The sequence below is a fragment of the Candidatus Endomicrobium procryptotermitis genome, from assembly GCA_031279415.1.
GTDB classification, from domain to species: Bacteria; Elusimicrobiota; Endomicrobiia; order Endomicrobiales; family Endomicrobiaceae; genus Endomicrobium_B; species Endomicrobium_B procryptotermitis.
On the sequence record JAITIP010000003.1, the window covers coordinates 1 to 23,944 of the forward strand.

At 38.5% G+C, this 23,944-nt stretch carries 14 protein-coding genes and 1 other annotated feature; of the genes, 1 reads left to right on the top strand and 13 read right to left on the bottom strand.

Annotation, left to right across the window (positions count from 1 at the left end; translation table 11 throughout):
• The 13 genes from LBD46_00250 to LBD46_00310 form a co-directional block, all read right to left on the bottom strand.
• The coding region (locus LBD46_00250) for a hypothetical protein (protein MDR2425607.1) at window positions 1–106 on the bottom strand (106 nt) is incomplete at its 3' end.
• A gap of 20 nt (window positions 107–126) precedes the next feature.
• A complete protein-coding gene (fusA, locus tag LBD46_00255; protein ID MDR2425608.1) occupies window positions 127–2,208 on the bottom strand; it encodes an elongation factor G in 2,082 nt (693 codons plus the stop codon).
• A gap of 115 nt (window positions 2,209–2,323) precedes the next feature.
• Complete coding sequence (locus LBD46_00260) at window positions 2,324–2,614, bottom strand: outer membrane protein assembly factor BamE (GenBank protein ID MDR2425609.1); 291 nt, start codon at window positions 2,612–2,614, stop codon at window positions 2,324–2,326.
• 94 nt (window positions 2,615–2,708) lie between these two features.
• Window positions 2,709–3,188: a 30S ribosomal protein S7 gene (gene rpsG, locus LBD46_00265; protein MDR2425610.1), complete on the bottom strand. Its 480-nt coding sequence runs from the start codon at window positions 3,186–3,188 to the stop codon at window positions 2,709–2,711.
• Between the two features lie 24 nt (window positions 3,189–3,212).
• Complete coding sequence (gene rpsL, locus LBD46_00270) at window positions 3,213–3,596, bottom strand: 30S ribosomal protein S12 (GenBank protein MDR2425611.1); 384 nt, start codon at window positions 3,594–3,596, stop codon at window positions 3,213–3,215.
• A gap of 20 nt (window positions 3,597–3,616) precedes the next feature.
• Window positions 3,617–8,359, bottom strand: coding sequence for a DNA-directed RNA polymerase subunit beta' (gene rpoC, locus LBD46_00275; GenBank protein ID MDR2425612.1), 4,743 nt, complete (start codon window positions 8,357–8,359; stop codon window positions 3,617–3,619).
• Complete coding sequence (rpoB, locus tag LBD46_00280; protein MDR2425613.1) at window positions 8,356–12,132, bottom strand: DNA-directed RNA polymerase subunit beta; 3,777 nt, start codon at window positions 12,130–12,132, stop codon at window positions 8,356–8,358. Before rpoB ends, rpoC begins: the two co-directional genes overlap by 4 nt.
• 167 nt (window positions 12,133–12,299) lie before the next feature.
• Entirely contained in the window at window positions 12,300–12,680 is a 381-nt protein-coding gene (gene rplL / locus LBD46_00285; GenBank protein ID MDR2425614.1) for a 50S ribosomal protein L7/L12, read from the bottom strand.
• 241 nt (window positions 12,681–12,921) lie between these two features.
• Complete coding sequence (gene rplJ, locus LBD46_00290; GenBank protein ID MDR2425615.1) at window positions 12,922–13,437, bottom strand: 50S ribosomal protein L10; 516 nt, start codon at window positions 13,435–13,437, stop codon at window positions 12,922–12,924.
• Window positions 13,438–13,454: 17 nt separating this feature from the next.
• The gene (locus tag LBD46_00295; GenBank protein ID MDR2425616.1) at window positions 13,455–13,778 is read right to left on the bottom strand and encodes a hypothetical protein; all 324 of its coding nucleotides are present in this window, start codon (window positions 13,776–13,778) and stop codon (window positions 13,455–13,457) included.
• 12 nt (window positions 13,779–13,790) lie between these two features.
• Window positions 13,791–13,913, bottom strand: a sequence feature (ribosomal protein L10 leader region).
• 467 nt (window positions 13,914–14,380) lie between these two features.
• Window positions 14,381–14,995 (bottom strand): hypothetical protein, encoded by a 615-nt coding sequence (locus LBD46_00300; GenBank protein MDR2425617.1) that lies wholly within the window; start codon window positions 14,993–14,995, stop codon window positions 14,381–14,383.
• 101 nt (window positions 14,996–15,096) lie between these two features.
• Window positions 15,097–18,888 carry an autotransporter domain-containing protein gene (locus LBD46_00305; protein MDR2425618.1) on the bottom strand — a complete coding sequence of 1,264 codons (3,792 nt, stop codon included), beginning with the start codon at window positions 18,886–18,888 and terminating at the stop codon, window positions 15,097–15,099.
• A 367-nt stretch (window positions 18,889–19,255) separates the two neighbouring features.
• Entirely contained in the window at window positions 19,256–19,924 is a 669-nt protein-coding gene (locus LBD46_00310) for a SagB/ThcOx family dehydrogenase (protein ID MDR2425619.1), read from the bottom strand.
• Between the two features lie 225 nt (window positions 19,925–20,149).
• Here LBD46_00310 and LBD46_00315 point away from each other — a divergent pair, with 225 nt between their 5' ends.
• On the top strand, window positions 20,150–23,929 hold the full coding sequence (locus LBD46_00315; GenBank protein MDR2425620.1) for an autotransporter domain-containing protein: 3,780 nt from the start codon (window positions 20,150–20,152) through the stop codon (window positions 23,927–23,929).
• The last annotated feature ends 15 nt before the right edge of the window (window positions 23,930–23,944 follow it).

Consider the following 23,944-nt stretch of genomic DNA (forward strand, 5'->3'; position numbering starts at 1 on the left):
ACACCTTTGTTATCGCCGCCGTCAATGTCGTTTTCCCGTGATCTACATGCCCTATCGTCCCTATGTTTACATGCGGCTTGCTTCTGTCAAACTTTTCTTTTGCCATTTTCTGATCCTCCGGTTTAATTATGCTTTTGCCGTTTTTTCCAATATTTTGTCAGCAATCTGTTTGGGAACTTCTTCGTAGTGCGAAGGTTCCATGCTGTAATTTCCCCTGCCCTGTGTTAGAGAGCGCAAGGATGTTGAGTACCCAAACATTTCTGCAAGAGGAATATTGGCTTTTATATGTTGGACTTTATTTTTCGATTCCATATTCGAAATTTTTCCGCGTCTTGAATTTATATCTCCGATGACATCTCCCATATATTCTTCTGGAACGACAACTTCTGCTTTCATTATAGGCTCAAGTATTACCGGATTTGCTTTTTTACAGGCGTCTTTAAAAGCTATGGAACCAGCGATTTTAAACGCCATTTCCGAAGAGTCAACTTCGTGAAAAGAACCATCTATAAGATTTACTTTAAAATCAACAACGGGATAGCCCGCAAGAACGCCAGAAGTCATAGCTTCTCTGATACCTTTATCAACTGCAGGAATATATTCTCTGGGAATTACTCCGCCGACAATTTTGTTTACAAATTCATAACCTTTACCGGGATCCTGCGGCTCAACCGTAACAATAACATGTCCATATTGTCCACGTCCGCCGGTCTGTCTTATATATTTTGCCTCGGCTTCCTGCATTTTTTTGATAGTTTCACGGTAGGCCACCTGAGGTCTGCCGACGTTGGCTTGAACGTTAAATTCTCTTTTCATCCTATCAACAAGAATTTCAAGGTGAAGCTCACCCATGCCAGCAATAATCGTCTGATTGGTTTCCTCATTTGTTCTCACTCTGAAAGTCGGATCTTCTTCCGCAAGCCTATTGAGAGCATTGGCAAGTTTTTCTTCGTCAGCTTTTGATTTAGGTTCAATAGCGACATCTATAACCGGTTCTGGAAAATCCATAGATTCAAGCAAAATAGGTTTGTCTTCCGCACAAAGCGTATCGCCGGTTGTGGTATTTTTCAAACCTACTGCGGCGGCTATATCTCCGGCGTTTACCGATTTAATTTCTTCTCTGTTATTTGAATGCATACGGACTATGCGCGAAATCCTTTCTTTGGTGTTTTTGCCAGGGTTAAATACGTAGGAACCGCTTTCTAATGTACCTGAATATACTCTAAAATAGGTAAGTTTCCCTATGAAAGGATCCGCCTGAATTTTAAAAGCTAATGCGCTGAAAGGAGCTTTTTCGTCAACATCTCTGGTATCGGCTTCACCTGTTTCGGGGTTTATTCCTTTAAAAGCTGCTCTGTCAAGAGGGGATGGAAGATAATCACAAACCGCATCCAACATAGGCTGCACGCCTTTATTTTTAAAAGCCGTCCCGCAAAGACATGGGATTAATTTTATTTGGAGCGTCGCGTTTCTTATTGCTCTTTTAATTTGGGCTGCAGTCGGCTCTTTGCCTTCCATAAAAGCAAGCATAACTTCATCGTCGTAATCGGCTATCAATTCTATCATTTCGCCGCGCATATGATGCGCTTTTTCTTCAAGTTCTTTAGGTATATCGACAATGTCAAACGTTGCGCCCAATTCTTCGCCGCTCCAAATATAAGCTTTCATTTCGACCAAATCAATTATCCCCTGAAAAGAAGCCTCCGCGCCGATAGGAATTTGTATGGGAAGAGGAACCGCTCCGAGCTTTTCTCTGATATCGTTGACGACCATAAAAAAATCTGCGCCTATTTTGTCCATCTTATTTGAAAAAACTATTCTTGGAACTCCATATTTATCGGCTTGTCTCCAAACGGTTTCAGACTGAGGCTCAACGCCGTTTCCTGAGTCAAATACGACGACTGCTCCGTCAAGAACTCTTAAAGAGCGCTCGACTTCAACAGTAAAATCAACGTGTCCGGGGGTATCTATTATGTTAAACTGCATATCCTGCCATTTGCAATATGTTGCGGCTGAAGTAATAGTTATCCCTCTTTCTCTTTCCTGCTCCATCCAGTCCATAGTAGCGGCGCCTTCATGTACTTCTCCGATCTTATGAGTTCTGCCGGTATAGTAAAGAATTCTTTCCGTTGTTGTTGTTTTTCCTGCATCAATATGCGCTGCAATTCCAAAATTTCTAACCTTGTTTAATGAAAATTCTCTAGCCATTTTCTTCCCTTTTTTTCAATTTATAATTACACTTAATAGTGCCACAAACCATTTAGACGCTTCTATATTATTTAAGTTTTGCCATTTCACAACTTACCATCGGCGTATTACTTTTTTAATCAAACTCTCCTGCATTTTGTCTAGTAATTTGCCCATAAGCATTCACGGCACCATCCGTCAATTTAACAAAATATCTTTTTGTTCTACGAATCCACCAAACCCAATATGAATGATGATATTTGAGAATTTCCACATTCTCTCTTGCGGAAACCGTATCTGGTTTGCCTAAAATACGAAAGACCTGTGATTTCGTCATCCCCACATTTAAATTATTCATCTTAGTAGGAATACTTGCGCAAGAAACTATAAACAAAAAAGATAACAGAAAAAACGCGATTTTTTTCATATTTGTATCTTTTCAGCACAAAACCCTTATAAATATTAATTTCTATCCGACGTCTTCTAAACCCAAACAATCACTATTGCCGCAGCAACAAAAACTACCATCTGTAATGCGCAAAAGCTTTATTTGCCTCGGCCATTTTATGAGTGTCTTCTCTTTTTTTTATTGCTGCGCCTTCTTTTTTGCTGCCGTCAATTATTTCTTGAGCTAGCTTTTCGCACATAGGTTTGCCCGTTTTGCTTCTTGAAATTTCTATAAGCCAATTAATAGCAAGTGTGGTTGAGCGTACCATCGGAACTTCCATAGGAACCTGATATGTCGCTCCGCCTACTCTGCGCGGTCTTACTTCAAGAAGAGGCCGTATATTTTCTATGGCTCTGTTAAATACAGATACGGGATCTTCACCCGTTTTTTGACTTATTATATCGAACGAATCATACATAACAGTTTCTGCTGTACTTTTTTTGCCTTCAAAATTCAGTTTATTTATGAATCTTGCTATAAGAACCGAACCGTATTTTGAATCTCCATCGGGCAATCCTCTTTTTTCTCTTGGTTTTAACGCTTTGCGTGGCATTTTCTACCTCTTTTTCCTCTTTGTTTATTTTGCAACTGCCTTAGCTTTTTTGGCGCCATATTTACTTCTTGACTGCTTGCGACCTTCAACTCCTGTCGCGTCAAGAGTTCCTCTTACGATATGATAACGGACGCCAGGCAAATCTTTTACACGACCGCCGCGTATGAGAACAAGCGAATGTTCCTGAAGATTATGTCCAACACCCGGAATATATGAAGAAACTTCATATTGCGACGTAAGTCTTACCCTTGCGACTTTTCTTAAAGCCGAATTAGGTTTTTTCGGGGTTGTCGTATAAACTCTCGTACAAACTCCTCTTCTTTGAGGGCAGTTTTTGAGAGCAGGTGCTTTTGTTTTTTTTATGGCATCTTTTCTTCCATCTGCAATCAACTGATTAATCGTTGGCATTTTTGTTCCTCTAATAAATTTTATTTATCTTTATCTGCAATCATCAATTTAAGTCCAGTTCCCGCAGGTATCAGATGTCCTATAGAAACGTTTTCTTTCAATCCTCTCAGCGTATCAATCTGCCCTGACACTGCGGCTTCCGTCAGTATTCTGGTAGTCTCCTGAAAAGACGCCGCAGAAATAAACGAATCCGAAGATAACGACGCTTTTGTTATACCTAAAAGAATAGGGTGTGCGACCGGCGGTTTTCCGCCTCTTGCCTTAACTTCTTTTCTGTCCATTTCATATTTGTATCTTGAAACGATTTCTCCGTTAAGGAATTTGCTGTCACCTGAATCCATTATTCTCACATTGGACAACATCTGTCTCACTATTATTTCTATGTGTTTATCGTTAATCGTAACACCCTGCAGCCTGTAAACCTGCTGTATTTCGTTGACCAGATATTCCTGAACTTCTTTAGGACCTTTAACTTTAAGAATATCGTGTGGATTTACAGCTCCATCCGACAAAGCCTCTCCTTCTTTTACCCTGTCTCCTTCGTACACAACTAAATGCCTTCCGGCGGGTATGAGATAATCTTTTTTCATTTTCGTTTCGGGGTTTTCCACTTCGACCTTCACACTGCCTTTCGCCGTAGGCCCGCCCAGATGAACGATACCGTCAATTTCGGAAACAACAGCCGCGTTTCTAGGTCTTCTTCCTTCAAAAAGTTCCGCTACTCTGGGCAAACCGCCAGTAATGTCTCTCGACTTTGAAACTTCCTGAGGAATTTTTGCTAAAATGTCGCCGACTTTTATCTTATCGCCGTCATGAGCGACAAGAGTCGTTTCGACCGGCAGCGGATATTCCGCAACCGTTTTGCCTGCTTTTTTAACAACAATTCTCGGGCTTTTCCTGTCTGAAGGGTGCTCTATAACAACTCTTTCAATCTGCCCGGTAATCTTGGATTTTTCTTTCTGTAAAGTTACACCGTCTTTGATATCTATAAACTGAACGGTTCCGTCAAATTCTGAAATAATAGGTTTTGAATGCGGGTCCCATTTTGCTATAAGAACATACTTTTTCATTCCTGTAGCGGAATCGACTTTCACTTCAACTTTTTGTCCGTCCTGAACTTCAATTATTGCTCCATAAGGAATCTGATAAACATGTCTTCTGTGTACTGGAAATTCTGTATATGCAAGCTCAGTATTTCTGCTTAAAATTATCGTCTCGCCATCTCTGTTTTTAACAGTTTTTAAATTGTAGTAATCCGCCGTGCCATTATTTTCGGCATAAATCTCAGAACGCTGAACGACGCGGCTTGCAGCTCCTCCGATATGAAACGTGCGAAGCGTAAGCTGTGTACCGGGTTCTCCAATAGACTGCGCTGCTATAATTCCTACGGCTTCTCCAACTTCAACCATTTTGCCGGTGGCGGGATTTACTCCGTAACATTTCGCACAAACTCCGTGCTCGGATTCGCAAGTCAAAACACTTCTGATACCGATTTTATCGATACCAGCTTCCACAAGTTTTTGAGCTTTTTCCGGCGTAATTAATTCGCCCCTTCTTACAATCAGTTCGTCGTGAACAATATCTACAACGTTATCAAGCGCAATTCTTCCGACAACGCGCTCGTCAATTTTTTCAACGACTTCATCGCCGCTTTGCAATGTTCCGATAAACACTCCGTTAACAGTTTTGCAGTCGGCATCTCTTACGACAACGTCATGAGCCACATCAACAAGTCTTCTGGTGAGATATCCCGCATCTGCCGTCTTCAATGCTGTATCTGCCAAACCTTTACGCCCGCCGTGAGTAGAAATAAAGTATTCCAAAACCGTCAACCCTTCTCTGAAATTTGAAATAATAGGCGTTTCGATAATCTCGCCGACTCCTCCAGTAAGTTTTTTCTGCGGTTTAGCCATAAGACCGCGCATTCCGGCAAGCTGTCTTACTTGCTGCCTTGAACCTCTGGCGCCGGAATCCGCCATCATAAATATTGAATTGAATCGATTTTCGCCTTTTTTTAAAGTCTCCGTTTCTTCTTTTCTCATCTCATCAAACATTATATCCGCGACTTCATCGGTAACTCTTGTCCAGATATCTATGATTTTATTATAACGCTCGGATTCAGTTATAAGTCCAAGTTTTGCCTGTTTTTCGATTTCTTTAATTTTTGCTTTCGCGTCTTTAACCATTTTTTCCTTTTTAGGCGGAATTTTCATTTCATCTATAGAAATCGAAACACCGGCAAGCGTGGCGTACCTGTAACCCATTTTTTTTATTTCATCCAGAAGAACTACAGTTCTGTACTGGCCGAACTCTTTATAACATCTGTCGACCAAACCGCCGAGCTCTTTTTTTGTCATACTTTTATTCTGGTAACCCAAAGCGTAAGAACCATCTTCATTTTTTGGCAGATTCTCATTGAATATAACTCTCCCAACGGTAGTATAGTTCATAATCTCTCTGCCGTCTTCGGCTTTATAATTTTTCCATTTCGTTATATCTGACTGCTCGTTATCTTTAAGTTTTTCGTCTCTTATATTCGTAAGTCCGACGACTTTAATTCTCGCGTGCAAATCTATCTTCTTGGACTGATAAGCACTTATGACTTCGTCAACCGAAGAAAATATTTTTCCCTCTCCGGAAACTCCGGGTTTTTCTTTCGTCAAGAAACAGCTTCCCAAAACCATATCCTGCGAAGGAACGGCAATAGGTTTTCCTGAAGCAGGAGAAAGAATATTTCTCGTAGCCATCATTAAAACTTTGGCTTCAAGCTGCGCTTCAACTGAAATCGGAAGATGTACTGCCATTTGATCGCCGTCAAAGTCCGCGTTAAATGCCGCGCATGTCAAAGGGTGAAGCTGTATGGACTTACCTTCGACCAAAACAGGTTCAAAAGCCTGAATTCCCAGCCTGTGAAGCGTAGGCGCTCTGTTTAAAAGAACAGGATGATTTTTTGTAACTTTTTCAAGTATGTTCCAAACTTTCGCATCTCCCCTTTCAAGCATTCTTCTGGCAGATTTCAGTGTAGCATTTTCCTGTTTTATCAATTCTCTTATAATAAAAGGCTTAAACAACTCCAAAGCCATTTCTTTAGGCAAACCACATTGATGAAGTTTCAGATTTGGACCAACGACTATAACACTTCTTCCTGAATAGTCGACTCTTTTGCCGAGTAAATTCTGTCTGAAGCGACCCTGTTTTCCTTTAAGTGTATCCGATAAAGATTTTAGCGGCCTGTTTCCAGCGCCGGTTACGGGTCTTGTTCTTGAATCGTTGTCTATCAACGCATCAACGGCTTCCTGTAAAAGTCTTTTTTCATTATTTATCATAACGGCCGGAGCTTTCAACTGTTCAATATGCCGAAGCCTATTGTTTCTGTTAATGATTCTTCTGTAGAGATCGTTTAAATCAGACGTGGCAAACCTTCCGCCGTCCAAAGCGACCAAAGGTCTTAAATCCGGAGGTATTACGGGAAGAGCCGTAAGAATCATCCACTCAGGTCTCGTCTCAGAATTTAAAAATCCTTCAATGACTCTGAGTTTTCTGATAAGTCTGGCTCTTTCTGCATCAGACTTTGTTTTTTTGACTTCTATATGAATATTTTTTGCTTCTTCTTCAAGCTGAATCTCTTCCAAAAGTTTTCTGACGGCGGCTGCGCCTATATCAACTTTAAGATTATCGCCAAAACCATTTTGAAGATTTTTTATGTCGCTTTCTTCAAGAAGAATAAAATTTTCAGGTTTGGAAAAGTTTTTCATGAAAGGAATATCGTTCCTCGATATTTCTACTCTTAAATGCCCTTCATACTTTTTCAGAGCTTCGGGGGTTTTTCTGAGATCGTTAAAAACTTTGTCTTTTTCTATGTCAAAAAATTCTATTCTTATCTTTTTATCCGGTTCCGTAATTGAAACAGTTTCTCCTTTTTTAAAAGAATCAGAAAGCAGTTTCTTAATTTCACCGCGCTGTGAAGAATCCAAATCACCATAAAAATAAACGCTGTGCGGTTTAAAATAACATTTATAATAAGTGTCCCCTTTTTCAATATTTGCTGCTATCTTTTTCGCCACTTCATCAGCAGACATGCCGAATTGGTCAGCCTGATGTTTAACCAAAGCTTTAAGCTGCTTTAAAACTTTATTTGAATCTTCATCCAAAATCACTTCTTCAAAAATGATTCCGTCAAATACGTTTTTGAATTCTTCTTTAACTACGGGACTGCTGATGCCATATTTAAAAAGATCGAACTCTTCTTCTTTCAAAAGCATGCCTTTTTCCACAAAAGAAGACACCTGTGCACGGTCTTTAAGATTATCTGTTACCACATATTTCGTATAATAAATCACTTTTTCCAAATCGGAAATTTTCATATTAAGAAGAATTCCAATTCTTGAAGGCGGCTTTCTTAAAAACCATAAATGTGCCACGGGAACGGCCAAATTTATATGTCCGAACCTTTCTCGCCTGACTTTAGATTCTGTAACTTCGACTCCGCATCTGTCGCAGATTGTCCCTTTATGTTTAATATATTTGTATTTTCCACAATGGCATTCCCAATCTTTTGTAGGTCCGAAAATTCTGTCGCAGAACAATCCGTCTCTCTCCGGTTTGAAAGTTCTGTAATTTATAGTTTCCGGCTTTTTGACTTCTCCGTATGACCATGCTTTTATTTGATCAGGGCTGGCTACGGTAACTTTAACCGAGTTAAAATTCGAGTAATTGAGATTACTTGGTTTTTTCTTTTGGTTTTGAAAATTTATTTTAGTCATTTCTTGCTTACACCTTTAGTTTTTTCCTGTTTTTCTTGAGAAACGGATTCCGCTAAAAGTTCTACATTTAAGCCGAGAGCTTTAAGCTCGCTGACCAAAACTTTAAACGATTCGGGAACTCCAGGTTCTGATATCGATTCTCCTCTGATAATTGAATCGTACATTTTCACTCTGCCGTCAACATCATCAGATTTAACAGTCAAAAACTCCTGTAAAATATGCGCTGCACCATATCCTTCAACTGCCCAAACTTCCATTTCTCCGAATCTCTGTCCTCCGAACTGAGCTTTCCCACCCAAAGGCTGGCGTGTAATCAGTGAATAAGGGCCAGTAGATCTGGCATGCATCTTATCTTCAACCAAATGATTAAGTTTTAACACGTACATGACGCCGACCGTAACTTTTTCCATAAACGGTTCGCCGCTCCTTCCATCATAAAGAGTAACCTTGCAATCGTTGGTAGGCAGAGCTTCTTTTGCGTATTTGTCAAGAGCTTCTTCAAGCTCTTTGCCCTTTAATCCTCTTGCCGTTAACTCTTTTTTCTTTTCGTTTAAAATTTGAGCTTTCGCTTTTTCAACATATTCTTTTATCTGCTCTTCGCTTGCTCCGTCAAATACTGGAGTTACCATTTGAGTGTCAAGCGTTTTTCCCGCCCAGCCCAACATCACTTCCAAAAGCTGTCCCACATTCATACGGGAAGGAATTGCCAGAGGAGAAAGAACACAGTCGACAGGAGTTCCATCCGGTAGTCTAGGCATGTCTTCAACAGGAAGAATCCTTGCGACAATACCTTTATTTCCGTGCCTTCCCGCAAGTTTATCGCCGACTTGGACTTTCGTTTTTGAAGCGATATATACTTTAACTATTTTATTTACTGATACCGGCAGCTCGTCGCCCTTTTTAAATCTTTCTTTGTCATTTTCATAATTCTTTTTAAGAATTTCTTCTTTCTTTTTATATACGTCTTCTATTTTTGCCGCTTCGGACTTATTTGCTTTTGCCAACAGCTCTTTTTTATCCTTACGAAGCTTCTGTTTAGCGGCATCGTAAGCATCATGCATGTCTTCTTGTTTTTTCTTTTTTTCTTTTTCCGTAAGTTTTTCTAATCTTACAAAAGTTCTTACTGCAATGACTTTACCCGATATTCCAGGAGGAACTCTTAAAGAAGCATCTTGAACATCTTCGGCCTTTTTGCCAAACAACACTCTGAGAAGTCTTTCTTCTGGAGTTGTTTGCTGTTCGCCTTTAGGAGCGGTTTTTCCGACCAAAATATCGCCTCTTTGAACCATCGAGCCGACTTTTATGACTCCATCTTCATCAAGATTAAGCAAATCTTCCGAACCGACATTAGGAATATCTTTCGTTATTTCTTCAGGACGACCTTTCGTTTCTCTGGCTTCCGTTTGAAACTCTCTTATATGTACCGATGTGAATTTATCATCTTGAATCAGTTTTTCCGACAACAGCATGGCGTCTTCAAAATTATATCCGTCCCATGGCATAAAAGCTATGAGAAGATTTTGTCCGAGCGCAATCTGTCCGTTTTTCGTAGCAGGTCCGTCAGCGATAATCTGCCCCTTTTTTACTGTGTCGCCCAAATTGACCAAAGGTCTCTGGTTAATGCACGTATCCTGATTAGAACGCGCATATTTTCTTAAATTATAAACATCCGTTTCGCCGCTATTTTTCGAATAAATCATTATTTCATCTGACGATACAGAAACGACTTCACCTTCGGATTTCGCCACCACTACGACTACGGAATCTCTTGCGACTTTTTCTTCTATACCGGTAGCGACCAAAGGAACTTCCGTAACAAGCAAAGGAACGCCCTGCCGCTGCATATTGCAGCCCATTAAAGCACGGTTAGCATCATCGTGTTCCAAAAACGGAATCAATGCAGCAGAAATTGATATGACCTGCATCGGAGATATATCCATATAATCTACTTTTGCCGGCGGCTGAAATAAAAAATCATCCCATTTGCGTCCCTGAACCGAATCAATCAAAATCTTGCCTTTATTGTCAACAGGGGTGTTTGCTTGAGCAACAAAAAATTCATCTTCTTTATCTGCAGTTAAATATTCGATTTTATCGGTCGCTATGCCATTTTTGACTTTTTTATATGGAGTTTCTATCAAGCCGTAAGGGTTTACCCTTGCAAAAGTCGAAAGCGATGTTATCAAACCTATATTAGGACCTTCAGGCGTTTCAATGGGACAAACGCGGCCGTAATGCGTATGATGAACATCTCTGACTTCAAAGCCCGCCCTCTTTCTATTTAATCCACCTGGACCTAAAGCGGAAAGTCTTCTTTTATGTGTAAGCTCGGCCAAAGGATTAATCTGATCCATGAACTGCGAAAGCTGTGACGTTCCAAAAAATTTCCTTATCTGCGCGACAAACTGCGTAATATTCGTAAGCGAACGGGGCGTCACATTGGCTTTATCCTGATTGTTCATATGCTCTTTTACAAGCCTTGCCATCTGAACAAGCCCGATTCTTATCTGATTTTCCAAAAGTTCTCCGACAGACCTTACGCGTCTGTTACCCAGATGATCTATATCATCCAATCCTATTTTAATAGACTGTTTTCCTTCTGTAAATTCACTCTCTCCGTTATAAAGCATCAAAAGATATTTTAACGTAGCAACAACGTCTTCCCTTGTTAAAGTTCTTTTGTTGTCTGCCGGAATGGTGAGTTTAAAGTTTTTTGCGTAATATTCAAAAATTGGAACAAGTTTTTTTAATATTTTATATCTGCCGACCGTAGTCAAATCATATCTTCTTACCGATTTAAAAAGAAGCTCTTCCAAAAATCCCTGAGCTCTTTCCTGCATTATGAATTCCTGCGTTTTTAGTACTCTATATATATGATTAACTGCTTCTTTTTGACTTTTTATAACGTCTTTTTTCAATGTCAGAAGAATCGTAGAATCTTTAAAAACATTTACCGAAGTAAAGCCTTTTCCCTGCAGTTTTTTTACTAGCTCTTCTTTCAACTCTTTTCCCGAATCAGCAATAATTTCACCTGTAGCTTTATCGTAAATGTCTTCTGAAAGATATTCGTTGGCGAGATTAGAAGAAGGAGCATCAAGCTGAACTTCTTTGGATTCTCTGAAAAGACTTAAAATTTCTTCATCGGTTTCAAAACCCAAAGCACGCAAAAACGTGGTAGCAAAGATTTTTCTTTTGCGGTCAATTCTGACAAAAAGTATGCCGTTTTGGTCAAACTCAAATTCAACCCATGCACCTCTATAAGGAATTATTCTCGAAAAATATAAGGGCTTGCCTAAAACAGTAACCCTTTTTTCTTCGTCTTCTTCGAATATGACACCAGGTGAACGGTGAATCTGACTGACAACTACGCGTTCCGCTCCGTTTATTATAAATGTAGCAGTATCCGTCATCAAAGGAACATCTCCGAAGTATACATCTTGTTCGGATAATTCTTTTTCTTTTCCATCTTCTTTTTTATGCAGCAATCTCAGTTTAACTTTTAGAGGAAGCGCGTAAGTGGCATCTCTAGCTATAGATTCTTCGACCGAATATTTGGGCTCGCCAAAAGAGTAAGAAACATATTCCAATATCAAGCTTCCATCGGAATTCGTTAAAGGAAATATGTCTTTAAAAGCACCTTCAAGTCCTTGGAATTTCCTCTTTTCCGCAGAAACATCTTTTTGTAAAAATTCTGCGAAAGAATCTTTCTGCATCTTCAAAAGAAGAGGCGGCTCTATCGGTGCGCCAATCTGTCCGAAGTTTACTTTATTCATTGTATTTAAACCTATTAGAAATTATTGTTCATAAATTACAAATAAATATTTATTATACATAATAAATATCATTTGTCAACTGCTATATAAACCGATGCAACAAGCACATCAGCCTAGAAATCAAAACTACCATTCGGGAACAAATGCTCTTATGCATATTGTTAGGTTTACTTGAGTTCAACTGTTGCGCCCGCTTCGGCAAATTTTTTCTTCAATTCTTCCGCTTCGGCTTTTGCAACATTTTCTTTTACTGTTTTAGGAGCACCCTCAACCAAATCTTTAGCTTCTTTCAAGCCTAAACCACTAACTTCTCTTACCACTTTAATAACATTTATTTTATTTGCACCTGCGCTTGTAAGTACAACATTAAATTCGGTTTTTTCTTCTGCCGCCGGAGCAGCCGCTGCTGACACGGGGGCCGCTGCTGCCACGGGGACCGCTGCCGATACGCCAAATTTCTCTTCCAAAGCTTTTACCAATTCAGAAATTTCGATTAACGACATTCCTGAAATTGCTTCAATCAACTGTTCTTTTGATAATGCTGACATTTTACTATCCTCCATTAACGTCCCAGACGTTTTTTATTAAATTTATTCAAGTAATTTCTATCCTGTGGCATAACATTAACTGAGCCGCATTTTGGATATTTTTTCTTTCCATAAACAGACCTCAATTAAACAAACGAAATGCTGCCTCTTAACCCTCTATTACCACCTTTTTTCACAATTAGTACAAGTTGTACATCTCTCTAACATACCTGAAACTGTCCACTATCTTTTATTTGCCGAGTTATGCCATCTGCTTTTTTGCTATTGCATCTAAAACGGTTACCAGTCCTCTTATGTTTGCGGCCAACACGTTTACAAAACCCGTTATCGGCGCATTCAAGCTGCCAAGCATTTTAGCGATAAGAATTTCTTTTGAAGGAAGCGAGGAGAGTTGTGACACTACAGAAGGTTCTACGAATTTACCATCAAAAAAAGCCGCTTTAATCTTGAGTTTATCGTTGGCTTTTGCAAACTCAACCACGACTTTTGCTGGAGAAACGACATCTCCATTTTCAATTACAAGCGCCGTGGGACCTGTGAAATTATCGCCAGCGTCAATTCCCGCTTCTTTAAGCGCGATTTCGCTTAAAGTGTTTTTTACAACAGCATATTCACTGTTTAAAGGGCGGAGCTTGGAACGAAGTTCGGAAATTTTTTCTACGGTGAGTCCGTGATATTCAGTCAATATCATGCCCTTCATGCTCTTGAACTTCTTGGTTAAGTTCTTAACCTCCTGCTGATTTTTTAAATTTGGCATTTTTGTTCTCCAAACATCTAATATTGTTTATTTTCAAATTCTTTTACTACGGCTTCGGCCTTATCTGCGGCTTCTTGTAGAACTCTTATATATTCTTTTACATAAACGTCGGCGCTGTCAAAATAAGCTTCTCTGTTGCTGCCTTCGACTTTTTTGTACTTGAACTTAATGGATTCTGTCAGCCTGTTTGAAAGTTTTGATAATTTTGAACTTACTTTATTCAATTTAGAACTGTTATCTTTCATAGCTTTGTTAAAACTGCCTACAGACATAGAATATGAGCTAGTCACCATTATCGCAACCAACAAAACTACAACAAATGTTGACTGTACTATTTTCATAAAATTATCCCCATTAGAAATAAAAAACTTCTCTCAAAGACCGTAAAGAGAAGCATAAATAAAAATCTATTTATTTGTCTCGGCAAGATGGGAATAAGTTCCCTTTTTAATGTCTTTGACATCTTGCTGTCTTTGAACGTACAACACTGTGTGGCAGCCAAAAAAACTAAATATTTTAGGATTATATCACAAACTCAAAAATTTGTCAAACAAAAACAATTTGATTATAATTATTTAAAGCTTCACAGGGCTTTAATTTTTAATAACCGACTGTTTTCCCCTATGGAATTCTTTAACCTAAAAAGTGCCAAAGTGGCTTGCCCCTAACGATACCTATCTGGAGACTTCCTATCTTAAAAAAAGGAGATTTTCTCCCAAGTATCCTATGCGGCCCTTTTGGAAAAAGAAGAATTAACGGCACAGACTTTAAAACAAAGTTCTTTTAATTAGCCAATGACGTAAGTTGTTAAAGCTGTTGGAATTCCTTTTGCGCATCTGTTGTATCTAAGCTCAGATTTTTTTGGATTTGACAATATAAAAGCGCGATTTTTGTCTATTTTCACCAAATAAAAAACAAGCTTTGTTCACACTCTATTTTTTAGTTAGTTTCTTCTTAGTCTGCCGAATTTATAACCCACGCCAATACCGAGTCTGCTGTAGGTAAAGTCGCTTTCTTTAGTAGCATAAAAAGATCTTTCTTGCTTAATATTGCCATTATAAAAAGCATAAGTTATATCAAGAAACAGCCCAAACTGAAATTCCCAGCCCGTAACAAAAGCATAGTATAATCCGCCTGTATAGGTCTCGTTCCACCCCGAAACGTCATAGTTTGTGTCAATGTAAAACAAGTTATAACCTAAATTAAATCTAAAAAATAATTCAGGCACAGGTCTGATAGGGTTTGTTTGAATTGAAAGATAAAGAGGAAAAAACCAAAAAACATCGTCAACTTCAACTGAGTTGTATTTATATAATCTTGGAATTAATACTTCAAAACCGCCGCCGATTTTTAAATAGTCACCCAAACCGCCTATGCTTCTAAGATAATCGCCTGAAAAAGTGGCTGAAGTTTCAGCATCAAACGTTCTAACATCCTTTTGCTTATACTCCCCTTGAAAATCAATGCTCGTCCTTAAATTGAACTCTGCAAAAGCCGTTCCTGCCATAAAAGCTGCTACTGCTGCCAAAACAAATTTTGAAACAAAAAGATTCTTCATTTATACCTCCCATTTTAAATTAACTGCCATTATTTATAGAAATCTCCAATATTTTATATTCAAAAAAATTATTTCCAAGTATTTTGTTAAGGTCAAAAATGTTACTCTACAAATATTTCGACACGTCTGTTATTTGCTCTTCCTTCTGCGGTTACATTTGTGTCTCTGGGCATTGTAGGACCGAATCCTATATACATCATTTTTTCTTCAGCAATTCCGTATAATACAAATTCATCATATACGGCTTTTGCTCTTGCTTTTGACAACTCTTTATTAAGCAGATTTCCGCCTGTGGAATCCGTATGACCTTCTATTATTATGCGTTTATAATTAAATTGCTTGATTTCTTCCGCTTCTCTGGCAATGTCTTTTTTTGCTTCGTCGGTTAGCTCCGATTTTCCTACAGCAAAACTCGCCATGTTCAAACTATAAGATTTCAGTATGGGTTTTTCTCTTCTTTTTATTGCTTCTATTTTTTGTTCTTCAACAACTTTTTCATCCATCATATCAATATCTTCTGATCTCTGAACCGCCGGCTCGGGTGTCAGTATTGGTATCGACACCTGTGCAGGCTCAGGTTCATGGTAAGGTTCGCTATATTGTTGTACTCTATCGCTGCGGTCTGTCGGTTTGCAGAAAGTGTATCTCAAACCTACATTTCCATATAAATTTTGGTATCTGGCTGCGCCGTAATAATTTGCGTTGACAAATATTTTTAAGCCTTCAGTAAGTCTTAAAGAAACGCCTGCACCACCGCCAAGTTCAAGATCACCTTCTTTTGCACCTCTGGTTTTAAATGAGGCATTTGTTCCTTCAAAAACATTGTTAATTTCAGGCTCTGTCCCACTAAATAAATATTTAGCTTCAACATTGGCATAAAAATCTAAAATATCCTCTTCATATTGCAGACCGGCTCCTATTCTTCCCGCCGTCCTTAAATAATTTCCGCCTTTAACATCAAGATTGCAAATTCCGGCTGCATTTTCTTTGAAAGCACCGTAACTTGCATTGGCGAACTCAAATCCTGCATACGGTCTAAACTTTGTATTAAATGTAACATCGAGTTTAAAAGCTCCTTCAAGGTCAAAATTCAAAGTAGTAGTTTTAATTTCGGCATCTGCTGCAGCATTTATATAAGGTATATACCTTTTTGTCTCAAAGGAATCAAAGCTGAGTAAAGACAAAGCTTTTAATTCCCAATCTTTTTTTATGTAGCCTCCGTAAATTCCAGCACCGGTTTTTGTTCCGTCGGCTCTATTTTTTCCCTGTTCTATGGAATCATTACCGAATCTTCCGTATATGCCGAGCATTAAATTGCTGTCTTTCATAAATCTGTCATATCCAGCCATAAAACCTGTAGAAATATCTTTATAATCTCCCGGAGAATTGTCATTTTCATAGAAAGTTTCAATTCCGTGTTTTGCCTGCACCCATAAAGCGTTGCTTATAGTATGTTCTTCGCGGCAATGATTTTTTATTCTGTCGTATATCTCATTATTCGGACTGTCCGTCGCTGCATTTCTGATTACGTTTGGAAGAAAATATCCTGCTAAATATGTAAGTATTTCTTTTATGGTTTCATCCCCGCGCGATTCAATATCGGACAAAACAATATCCCACGGATCGTTGCTGTTTACTGTTTCCGATATTTTATCTAAAGCATCTGCCGCTTCTTGCTGATTAAAAGTTTCTCCTTCTATTTTTCCAAAATCAGTGGCATTTTTATTACCCAGTACTGCCAATGTAACCCAATTTAAATAAGCTCCGCCATAACTGACTTCAGGTGTTTTTGTTAAAACCGCGGGAGATAAAACATTTACCGCGCTGAAACTTCCTGTATAAGTTTCATAATTTATAAGTCTGTAGATTTTTTTCCTGAATTCCTCGTTGGTTATATGATCGGCCTTTACTTCCAGAACGCTTGATGTTTCGTTATCTAAATTTCCAGATATGATTATTGTATCGTTTGAACCTTGAAAAATATCTATAGCAAGCGTTCCCTTGTTATTCAATGTTTTCATATAAGCCGTATCGCTTATTTCGTTCTGCATATTAAATCTAGCGCCTATGTCATTATTTACTGTGCTTGCGTCCATAAGAGAACCTGCTTTAAGATTAAAATTCCCTTTTGAATTTAAATCCAAAGTGTCAAAAGTGCCGTAAAGATTAAAATCACCGGCTCCAGAAATTTCAAAGTATGTAGCCGCATTTGTGCTCCCTGAGACGCCGTCAACCATTTCAACCGATGTTCCCGCATCAGTATAGAAAAATGCTCTGCTATAGTTGTCAAGATATATGGCATTGCTTACTCCGTCTGCGGAATTGCCGCGAAATATGGTTTTAGCAGCGGCAGACGGCAGAGTACTTGAACGAAATACAGAGAAATCCGTGTCGTTTCCTTTTATATACACGGCTCCGCCTGAAATATTTGCATGGTTGCTTACAAATTCTCCATTTACTACCATGACTTCACTGCCGGCTTCAATGCTTATTGCACCTCCCAAAAGTGCGGCATTGCCATAAAAATATCCACCGGGAGTATTAAATATTACCGATGAATTATTTACCGCAACAGCACCTCCTTTGCCTCCAGCGGTATTATTCATAAATGTGGCGGAAGAAGAAGTCGTAAAGGTAACTACCGAGCCAGTCGTGACATATAACCCACCGCCATCGCGTCCAGCTCTGTTATTTCTGAATATCATATTGGCGCCGTTAAAATTCATTGTGCTCAAATTACCGGCATAAATCCCACCTCCATAATAAGCGACATTACCTTCATCGGCATTAGCTCCACCGACAAGAATATCTCCAAAGAAAACAGTACTGCTGTCTGCCCACAAAAAACCGCCCCAGCCGGTCGCCCCGGCGTTGTTGCCTTGAGCTGTCACCTTTGTTCGAGTAAAATCAGCATATGCATTATATGCTATATCCACGGCACCTGTGCCGTATCTGTTATTTGTCATAAAATTATCTTTAAATACGGTATTGTCTCCACGAAAAAAAATTCTAGCGCCATTTCTTACAAGCAAGGCGCCTACCGCATCTGAACTTTGGTTATCTTGAAACACCGTATTAGTTCCGGAAAAAGTAACCTCAGAGCTGTCTGTTACATACATTGCACCTGCTGAAAATGATGCATTATTTATAAAACTCGTATTTCCCGTAAAATTTATTATGGTTGAACCTCCGCTGGAAAATATAACTCCTCCAAAACCACTTGTGTTTGTTACCGAAAGTGCGGTATTTCCCGTAAACGTTGCCGTGGCAAAATTAATCGTGCCGGCAGAAACTGCCGATAAAAAACCTCCGTTTCCTACTGACGTATGATTGCCTAAAGCTTCCAATTCGCTGCCCAAAAAATCGGCTGAAGCACCAGCGGTAAGAGATATGGAGCCGCCGTTTTGCTCTGTGGAATTATTTGAAAAAATTATTTTTCCCGTAAAATTGAGAGATGAGTTATTTGAAGCATATATTGCTCCTCCTTCATTTGAAGCAGAGTTATTGTTAAAAATTGTGCTTCCGCTGACGTTTAATCTTGAATTTGTTCCTGTTATACTTATTGCTCCACCTGCACCTGTATAGTTTCCGTTGCGTACAGCTGCAGAAGTCAGCGTAACATTTATGCTGTTAGCAGCAATGGTCATCATATTCCCGATTCTATTCATATCAATATTTCGACCGTTTCCGGTAATTGTCAGCGAAGACGGAACGTTAACTGTCAGGGAATTTGAATTGGCTTTAATAATATCGCTTTGAATAAGTGATATATCATTTCCTATTAATAGATTTGTTTGCAACCCATTATAATCAATAACATCAACCGCAAAACCATCTGAATAAAGCAAAAAACATGCCACCCCAACAAAAAAATAAGAAATTATCCGTTTCATTTCATACCTCTTTATATATTTAAGTTTTTCCATAAAAATTACCAAAAACGCACAACCAAACGCATTGTGATTTTGAACTTGTATAATCTATTCTATGTTTTACCCAACTTAGAATTAAAATATAGCTAACTTGCTTTAAATCCGCACAATTTCTTTTTCTAAACAAATTTTTCGCTCTTTCATCATAACAATAGAACAAATTCATCATGCGCTTGATTGTAGCAAAATCCCTGATGGCTTTTTGTGCCGTTTGAAACGATCTTTTCAATTTTTAAACAGCCTTTTTCAACGATTGAAACAAAAGTTTCCACAATCTTGGCATATTATATTTAAATAAATATATTACAGAGATTTTCGGATTTTTCACTTATTTTTTATATCCTACCGATTGCGATAATATAACTTTCTGAGAATCTTTAAGATTTAAAAGTTTTGAAATTGCACCGGCATCCACATACGCCCTTACAACACATGCCAAATCCACAGAAGCACAATATAAATAAACGTTTTCTGAAACGTGTCCCGTGTCAACCGCTATCATCATCATTTTGTGTTCTTCATCTTCACCTTTCATTTTTTCCATATCGGAAACATAAACAAGATTTACGGCGGCTTCCGCAACAAAACTCTGTACTCCAGCAACAGCCCTTTTATCGCCTTCAATTACCAAAATAAGTTTATTTTCTTTAGGCGCATAGAGATATACTCCGTCTTTTAAAAATGCATATACCTCTATTTCCTGACAGTTCATGGCCGTCGGAGCAGTTCTTCCGCCTGAATCTTCCCTATTTATGCCGCCGGCGGCCCACAGCAGCTGCGACAAAGCCTGCATATCAAGCGGCCTGTCAGCAAATTCTCTTGAAGAATGTCTGTCTTTCATTGCCTGCAAAACGGTTTTACCTTTTGAAAAATCTATTTTTTGTAAAATTATTTCCTTTGCCGATTTGGTTTTCGCGGCTTTTTCCTTTGCCTCAACCGCTGAAAATATGCCTGCTGCAACAAACAGTGAAACGGTTAAAATAAACGCTTTCTTCATTTATTGGTTCCTCCTTTTGATACTTTGCCTTTTGATATTATACTCTTTTTTTGCGCTGCTATGAAACAAAATATTTAACAAGCAGAAAGTTTTATTGTACATTTTGAGTATTTTTGAGCATTTAAAGCATTTTTCATTTGCTTTTTTTTTTCTTCTATTATAGACTATTTATATGTATCTATTGCATTTATAATTGTTAGTTGTTTATTCTAAATGGATTTAAATATGAAAAAATTAATCTTTTTTATTTTTCTTTTAGTTTCTGTGTCTTTTGCGAATAAAAATGTCGATGCCGCAGATGCCATCGATTATTCAAGCCTGAACAGCACGATAGTATCGGCGCCAGGCAATCCTTTTATAAGTGATATAAATCTATCGACCGCGTCAATCACTTTGGAAGGAAACCTGTCCGTTATTTCAAGTAAAACAATAGTTTTTAAAAGTTCGGATATTTCCGGAAAAACTATAATCGACGGAGATAACGCTTACAGAGGAATTGTCGCAAATTCTTCTTCTAATTTGTCTTTTATGAATATAAATTTTCAAAATGCCTATAATCCATCAAATGACGGAGGATTTTTACGAATTACAGCCTCAAGCATTTCTTTTGGCGGCTCAGAAACATCATTTAAAAACGGTTTGGCATACAGCGGCGGCGCTTTTGCCGCTGTGGGAAATTCTTCACTACATTTTTCAAGCGCAGCAATCTTTAATTCAAATTCCGCCATTGAATATGGCGGCGCTTTTTATTCCAATAGAACCGTTTTGGTATTCGATGAGGAAACCCGATTTATAAACAATATTGCCGAATACAGCGGTGGAGCCTTTGCAGCGGACACAAATTCAAATATAACTTTTAACGGATACACGCTTTTTGAAGGCAATAAAACCATAGACAATAACGGCGCCGGATTTTTCGCTCATAGGTCTGACATAAATTTTGTAACGTCTAGATTCGAAAATAACGCAAGCTTTGATATGGGAGGTGGCTTTTACTCGGTACAATCTAATATAGTATTTTCTGGCAGTGCAGTGTTTGTAGGCAATTCGGCAAAGTTTTCCGGAGGCGCTTCGGCCATAGGCAGTTATTCCGACATACGTTTTGAAGACAATGCATTCTTCTCGTCAAATACGGCAGTAAACGGCGGCGGCGCAATTTTTATATCCACGTCAAATTTGTCTTTTGCAAAAAATACTATTTTTGAAGATAACGTGTCTTTATTAAGCGGTGGTGCAATTGCCGTGGATCATTATGCAACTGTGCTGTTTAACGGCGAATCTTATTTCAGAAATAACAAAACCGATGAAAACGGAGGCGCGATTGCAAATATAAATGCAGCTGTAATTTTAAGTTCAGCTTCGCATTTTGAAAACAATTCGGCAAAATATGGAGGGGCTATCTATATTTCTTCGGGAAATTTAAGTTTAAGCGATACTGTTTTTGACGGAAATACCGCTTCTAATACCGGCGGCGCAATTTATCTGGCAGGCATTTCGGCTTTGGAAAAAGCTGTTCTTACGGTAAACACAAGCAGCGAAACGTCTTTTATCAACAATAAAGCCGGCAATGTCAGCAATGCCTTATATCTTGGCGACTACAGTTTAGCCGAATTTAATACGGCAGCTCAAGCAGCAGTGCAAATGCATGACGCAATATCCGGCAGCGGATACAATTCCGAACTCATTTTGTCAGGCGCAGGTGAGTTCAATCTTTACAATAGTTTAGACTCTGTTGACATTACACTGGCCGCATCATCAGCCGTATCTTTTAATCTCAAAAACAATGCAAGAATAAATGCAGGAAAACTTACGATTGGTGATACTTCAACATTTAATATGGTAAACAATGCAGCCGATACCGTAAGAGTTTCCACAGCTGACATTGACGGAACTCTATCAATGGAAATTTTAAAAACGGGAAACCACGACCAAATAATATCTTCTGGCAAAATAAATATCAGTTCTTCTTCATCGTTTGAAATTACAACTAATATTACGGATAAGGCTTTCAGAAAAAAAACATATTTGTTGATCAATACGGCTGAAAGCATAAACGGGGTATTTGGAAGCGTTTCTATTACCACACCTACTTTTATATACACTCCGCTGATTAGCTACGGAGATCTTTTTAAAAATTGGATAACAATTACTTTACGCGGAGATAATTTTATCACAGATTTTGCTTCTTCTTTATCCGGACTCTCGTTTAATCAAAGGCAGACGGCAAAAACATACGACTCGCTTTCTTCGACAAGTTCCGGCGATTTGGACATCGTAATTTCACTCATAGACGGCATGGACGATAATGGTAAAAAATCAGCTTTGGCGCAGGCTTCTGGATATTTTCTTGCAAACGTTATCAGAAGCATAGCGGTTGACGTAGAAAACAATGAAATATATGACAGGATAAAAAACCACTGCATCTACGAAAATTCAGAAAACGGCATTTGGGCTCAGCTTAGGGGTGCGGCAGCGACATATTCTAAAGATAAAAATTCGATTAACGATTTTAATGATATTTCAAGCGGCGTAATGATAGGTTTTGACAGATTCATGGAAGATAAGAAGATTATGCTCGGAGCATATGGAAAGTACAATAATCATGATATCAAACAAGGTTCCAATGAAGCCGAAATAACGAATACAGGTCTTGGAATTTACGGAGGACTTATAGAAAAGAAATGGGAAGTTAAAGCTTTGATTTCTGGAGGGTATGACAGTTATAATACCAAAAGATATATCCCTTTTGCCGACAGAAAAACCAAAGCAGAATTTGATGGAACGACTTTTGGCGCAGACATAGAAGGAGCAATAAAGTTCAGAATTGACAAATATTTTAATATTAGACCATATATAGGAGTTGAAGCAAAAAACTCACATTACAACGGATTTAAAGAAAGGGATGGGGAAAGCTTAAGTTTAGAAGTTCATGGAAATTCTTATGTACGTTCCGCTTCCAGATTAGGCAGCGGAGTTGTATATGACAATAATATTTTCAGTTGGCATATAAACGCAGAAGCAAAATATCTTATGAGCGGAGAAGCTCCCGAAATCGAAAGCATTTTTGAAGGAAGCGACATAATATTCAGAAGCAGAGGTTCTACTGAAGGCAGTATAATTTTCGGAGCAGTTGCAGGAGTGTCTATAAGAGTTACAAAAAAACTTAAACTTTTCGTAAACGGAAGTTATTACGGAGCAGACCATTTCCAAAATTTATACGGTAATATAGGTTTGAGATGGACTTTCTGCTCTGAAAAGAAGGAAAAAATTATTAAAACTGAAAAGAAGAATAGTAGAAATAACAATTATGATCCGGCATTATATTTATTGTCTCCGGTTCCTGAAGAGCCTAAAGAAATGGACGCTATAATAACTTTTGAAGACACAACGACTGCATCGACAAAAGAAGATGAATATGACCCTGCCATCGAACTTCTGGCCGCACAGAAAGAAGTTCAGCCAAAAGAAGAAGATGAGTATGACCCTGCTCTTGAACTTCTTTCTGCACAGAAAGAAACTCAGCCGAAAGAAGAAGATGAGTATGATGCCGCTCTTGTTTTACTACAGCTTTCCAAAGAAGCAGAACAGCAGCAGCCTGACATGGAAGATGCAAAAGTTGTAGAACAGCAGCAAAGAGAAGCCGCTTTAAGAAGAAGCAAACCGATGCTTAAATCGTTCAGTCTGAATATGGCGAATTTTGCCGTAGGGAAAGCTGTATTAACCAAAAAAGCAAAAGAAAACATAAGACTTCAATCGGATGAAATAAAGAAATTTAAGTTTAAAAAAATAACAATCGAAGGACATACCGATTCAACTGGAAATGCGAATTTGAACAAAAAATTGTCAAGAGAAAGAGCAAAAGCTGTATTTAACGTATTTGTCAAAGAAGGTATTCCCGCCAGGAAAATGTCGTATATAGGATTTTCTTCACTGCTTCCCGTAGCTACAAATAGCACAAAAGAAGGAAGAGCACAGAACAGAAGAGTGGAAATATTCGTTGAATAAATAAGTGTCGGGCAT

What these genes read in the sequence shown, in the direction of transcription:
- LBD46_00310 (MDR2425619.1), bottom strand. Translation starts at nt 19,924, where the DNA reads ATGAAGAAAGCGTTTATTTTAACCGTTTCACTGTTTGTTGCAGCAGGC.
- LBD46_00300 (MDR2425617.1), bottom strand. Translation starts at nt 14,995, where the DNA reads ATGAAGAATCTTTTTGTTTCAAAATTTGTTTTGGCAGCAGTAGCAGCT.
- LBD46_00315 (MDR2425620.1), top strand. Translation starts at nt 20,150, where the DNA reads ATGAAAAAATTAATCTTTTTTATTTTTCTTTTAGTTTCTGTGTCTTTT.
- LBD46_00295 (MDR2425616.1), bottom strand. Translation starts at nt 13,778, where the DNA reads ATGAAAATAGTACAGTCAACATTTGTTGTAGTTTTGTTGGTTGCGATA.
- fusA (MDR2425608.1), bottom strand. Translation starts at nt 2,208, where the DNA reads ATGGCTAGAGAATTTTCATTAAACAAGGTTAGAAATTTTGGAATTGCA.
- rpoC (MDR2425612.1), bottom strand. Translation starts at nt 8,359, where the DNA reads ATGACTAAAATAAATTTTCAAAACCAAAAGAAAAAACCAAGTAATCTC.
- rpsL (MDR2425611.1), bottom strand. Translation starts at nt 3,596, where the DNA reads ATGCCAACGATTAATCAGTTGATTGCAGATGGAAGAAAAGATGCCATA.
- rpoB (MDR2425613.1), bottom strand. Translation starts at nt 12,132, where the DNA reads ATGAATAAAGTAAACTTCGGACAGATTGGCGCACCGATAGAGCCGCCT.
- LBD46_00260 (MDR2425609.1), bottom strand. Translation starts at nt 2,614, where the DNA reads ATGAAAAAAATCGCGTTTTTTCTGTTATCTTTTTTGTTTATAGTTTCT.
- rpsG (MDR2425610.1), bottom strand. Translation starts at nt 3,188, where the DNA reads ATGCCACGCAAAGCGTTAAAACCAAGAGAAAAAAGAGGATTGCCCGAT.
- LBD46_00305 (MDR2425618.1), bottom strand. Translation starts at nt 18,888, where the DNA reads ATGAAACGGATAATTTCTTATTTTTTTGTTGGGGTGGCATGTTTTTTG.
- rplL (MDR2425614.1), bottom strand. Translation starts at nt 12,680, where the DNA reads ATGTCAGCATTATCAAAAGAACAGTTGATTGAAGCAATTTCAGGAATG.
- rplJ (MDR2425615.1), bottom strand. Translation starts at nt 13,437, where the DNA reads ATGCCAAATTTAAAAAATCAGCAGGAGGTTAAGAACTTAACCAAGAAG.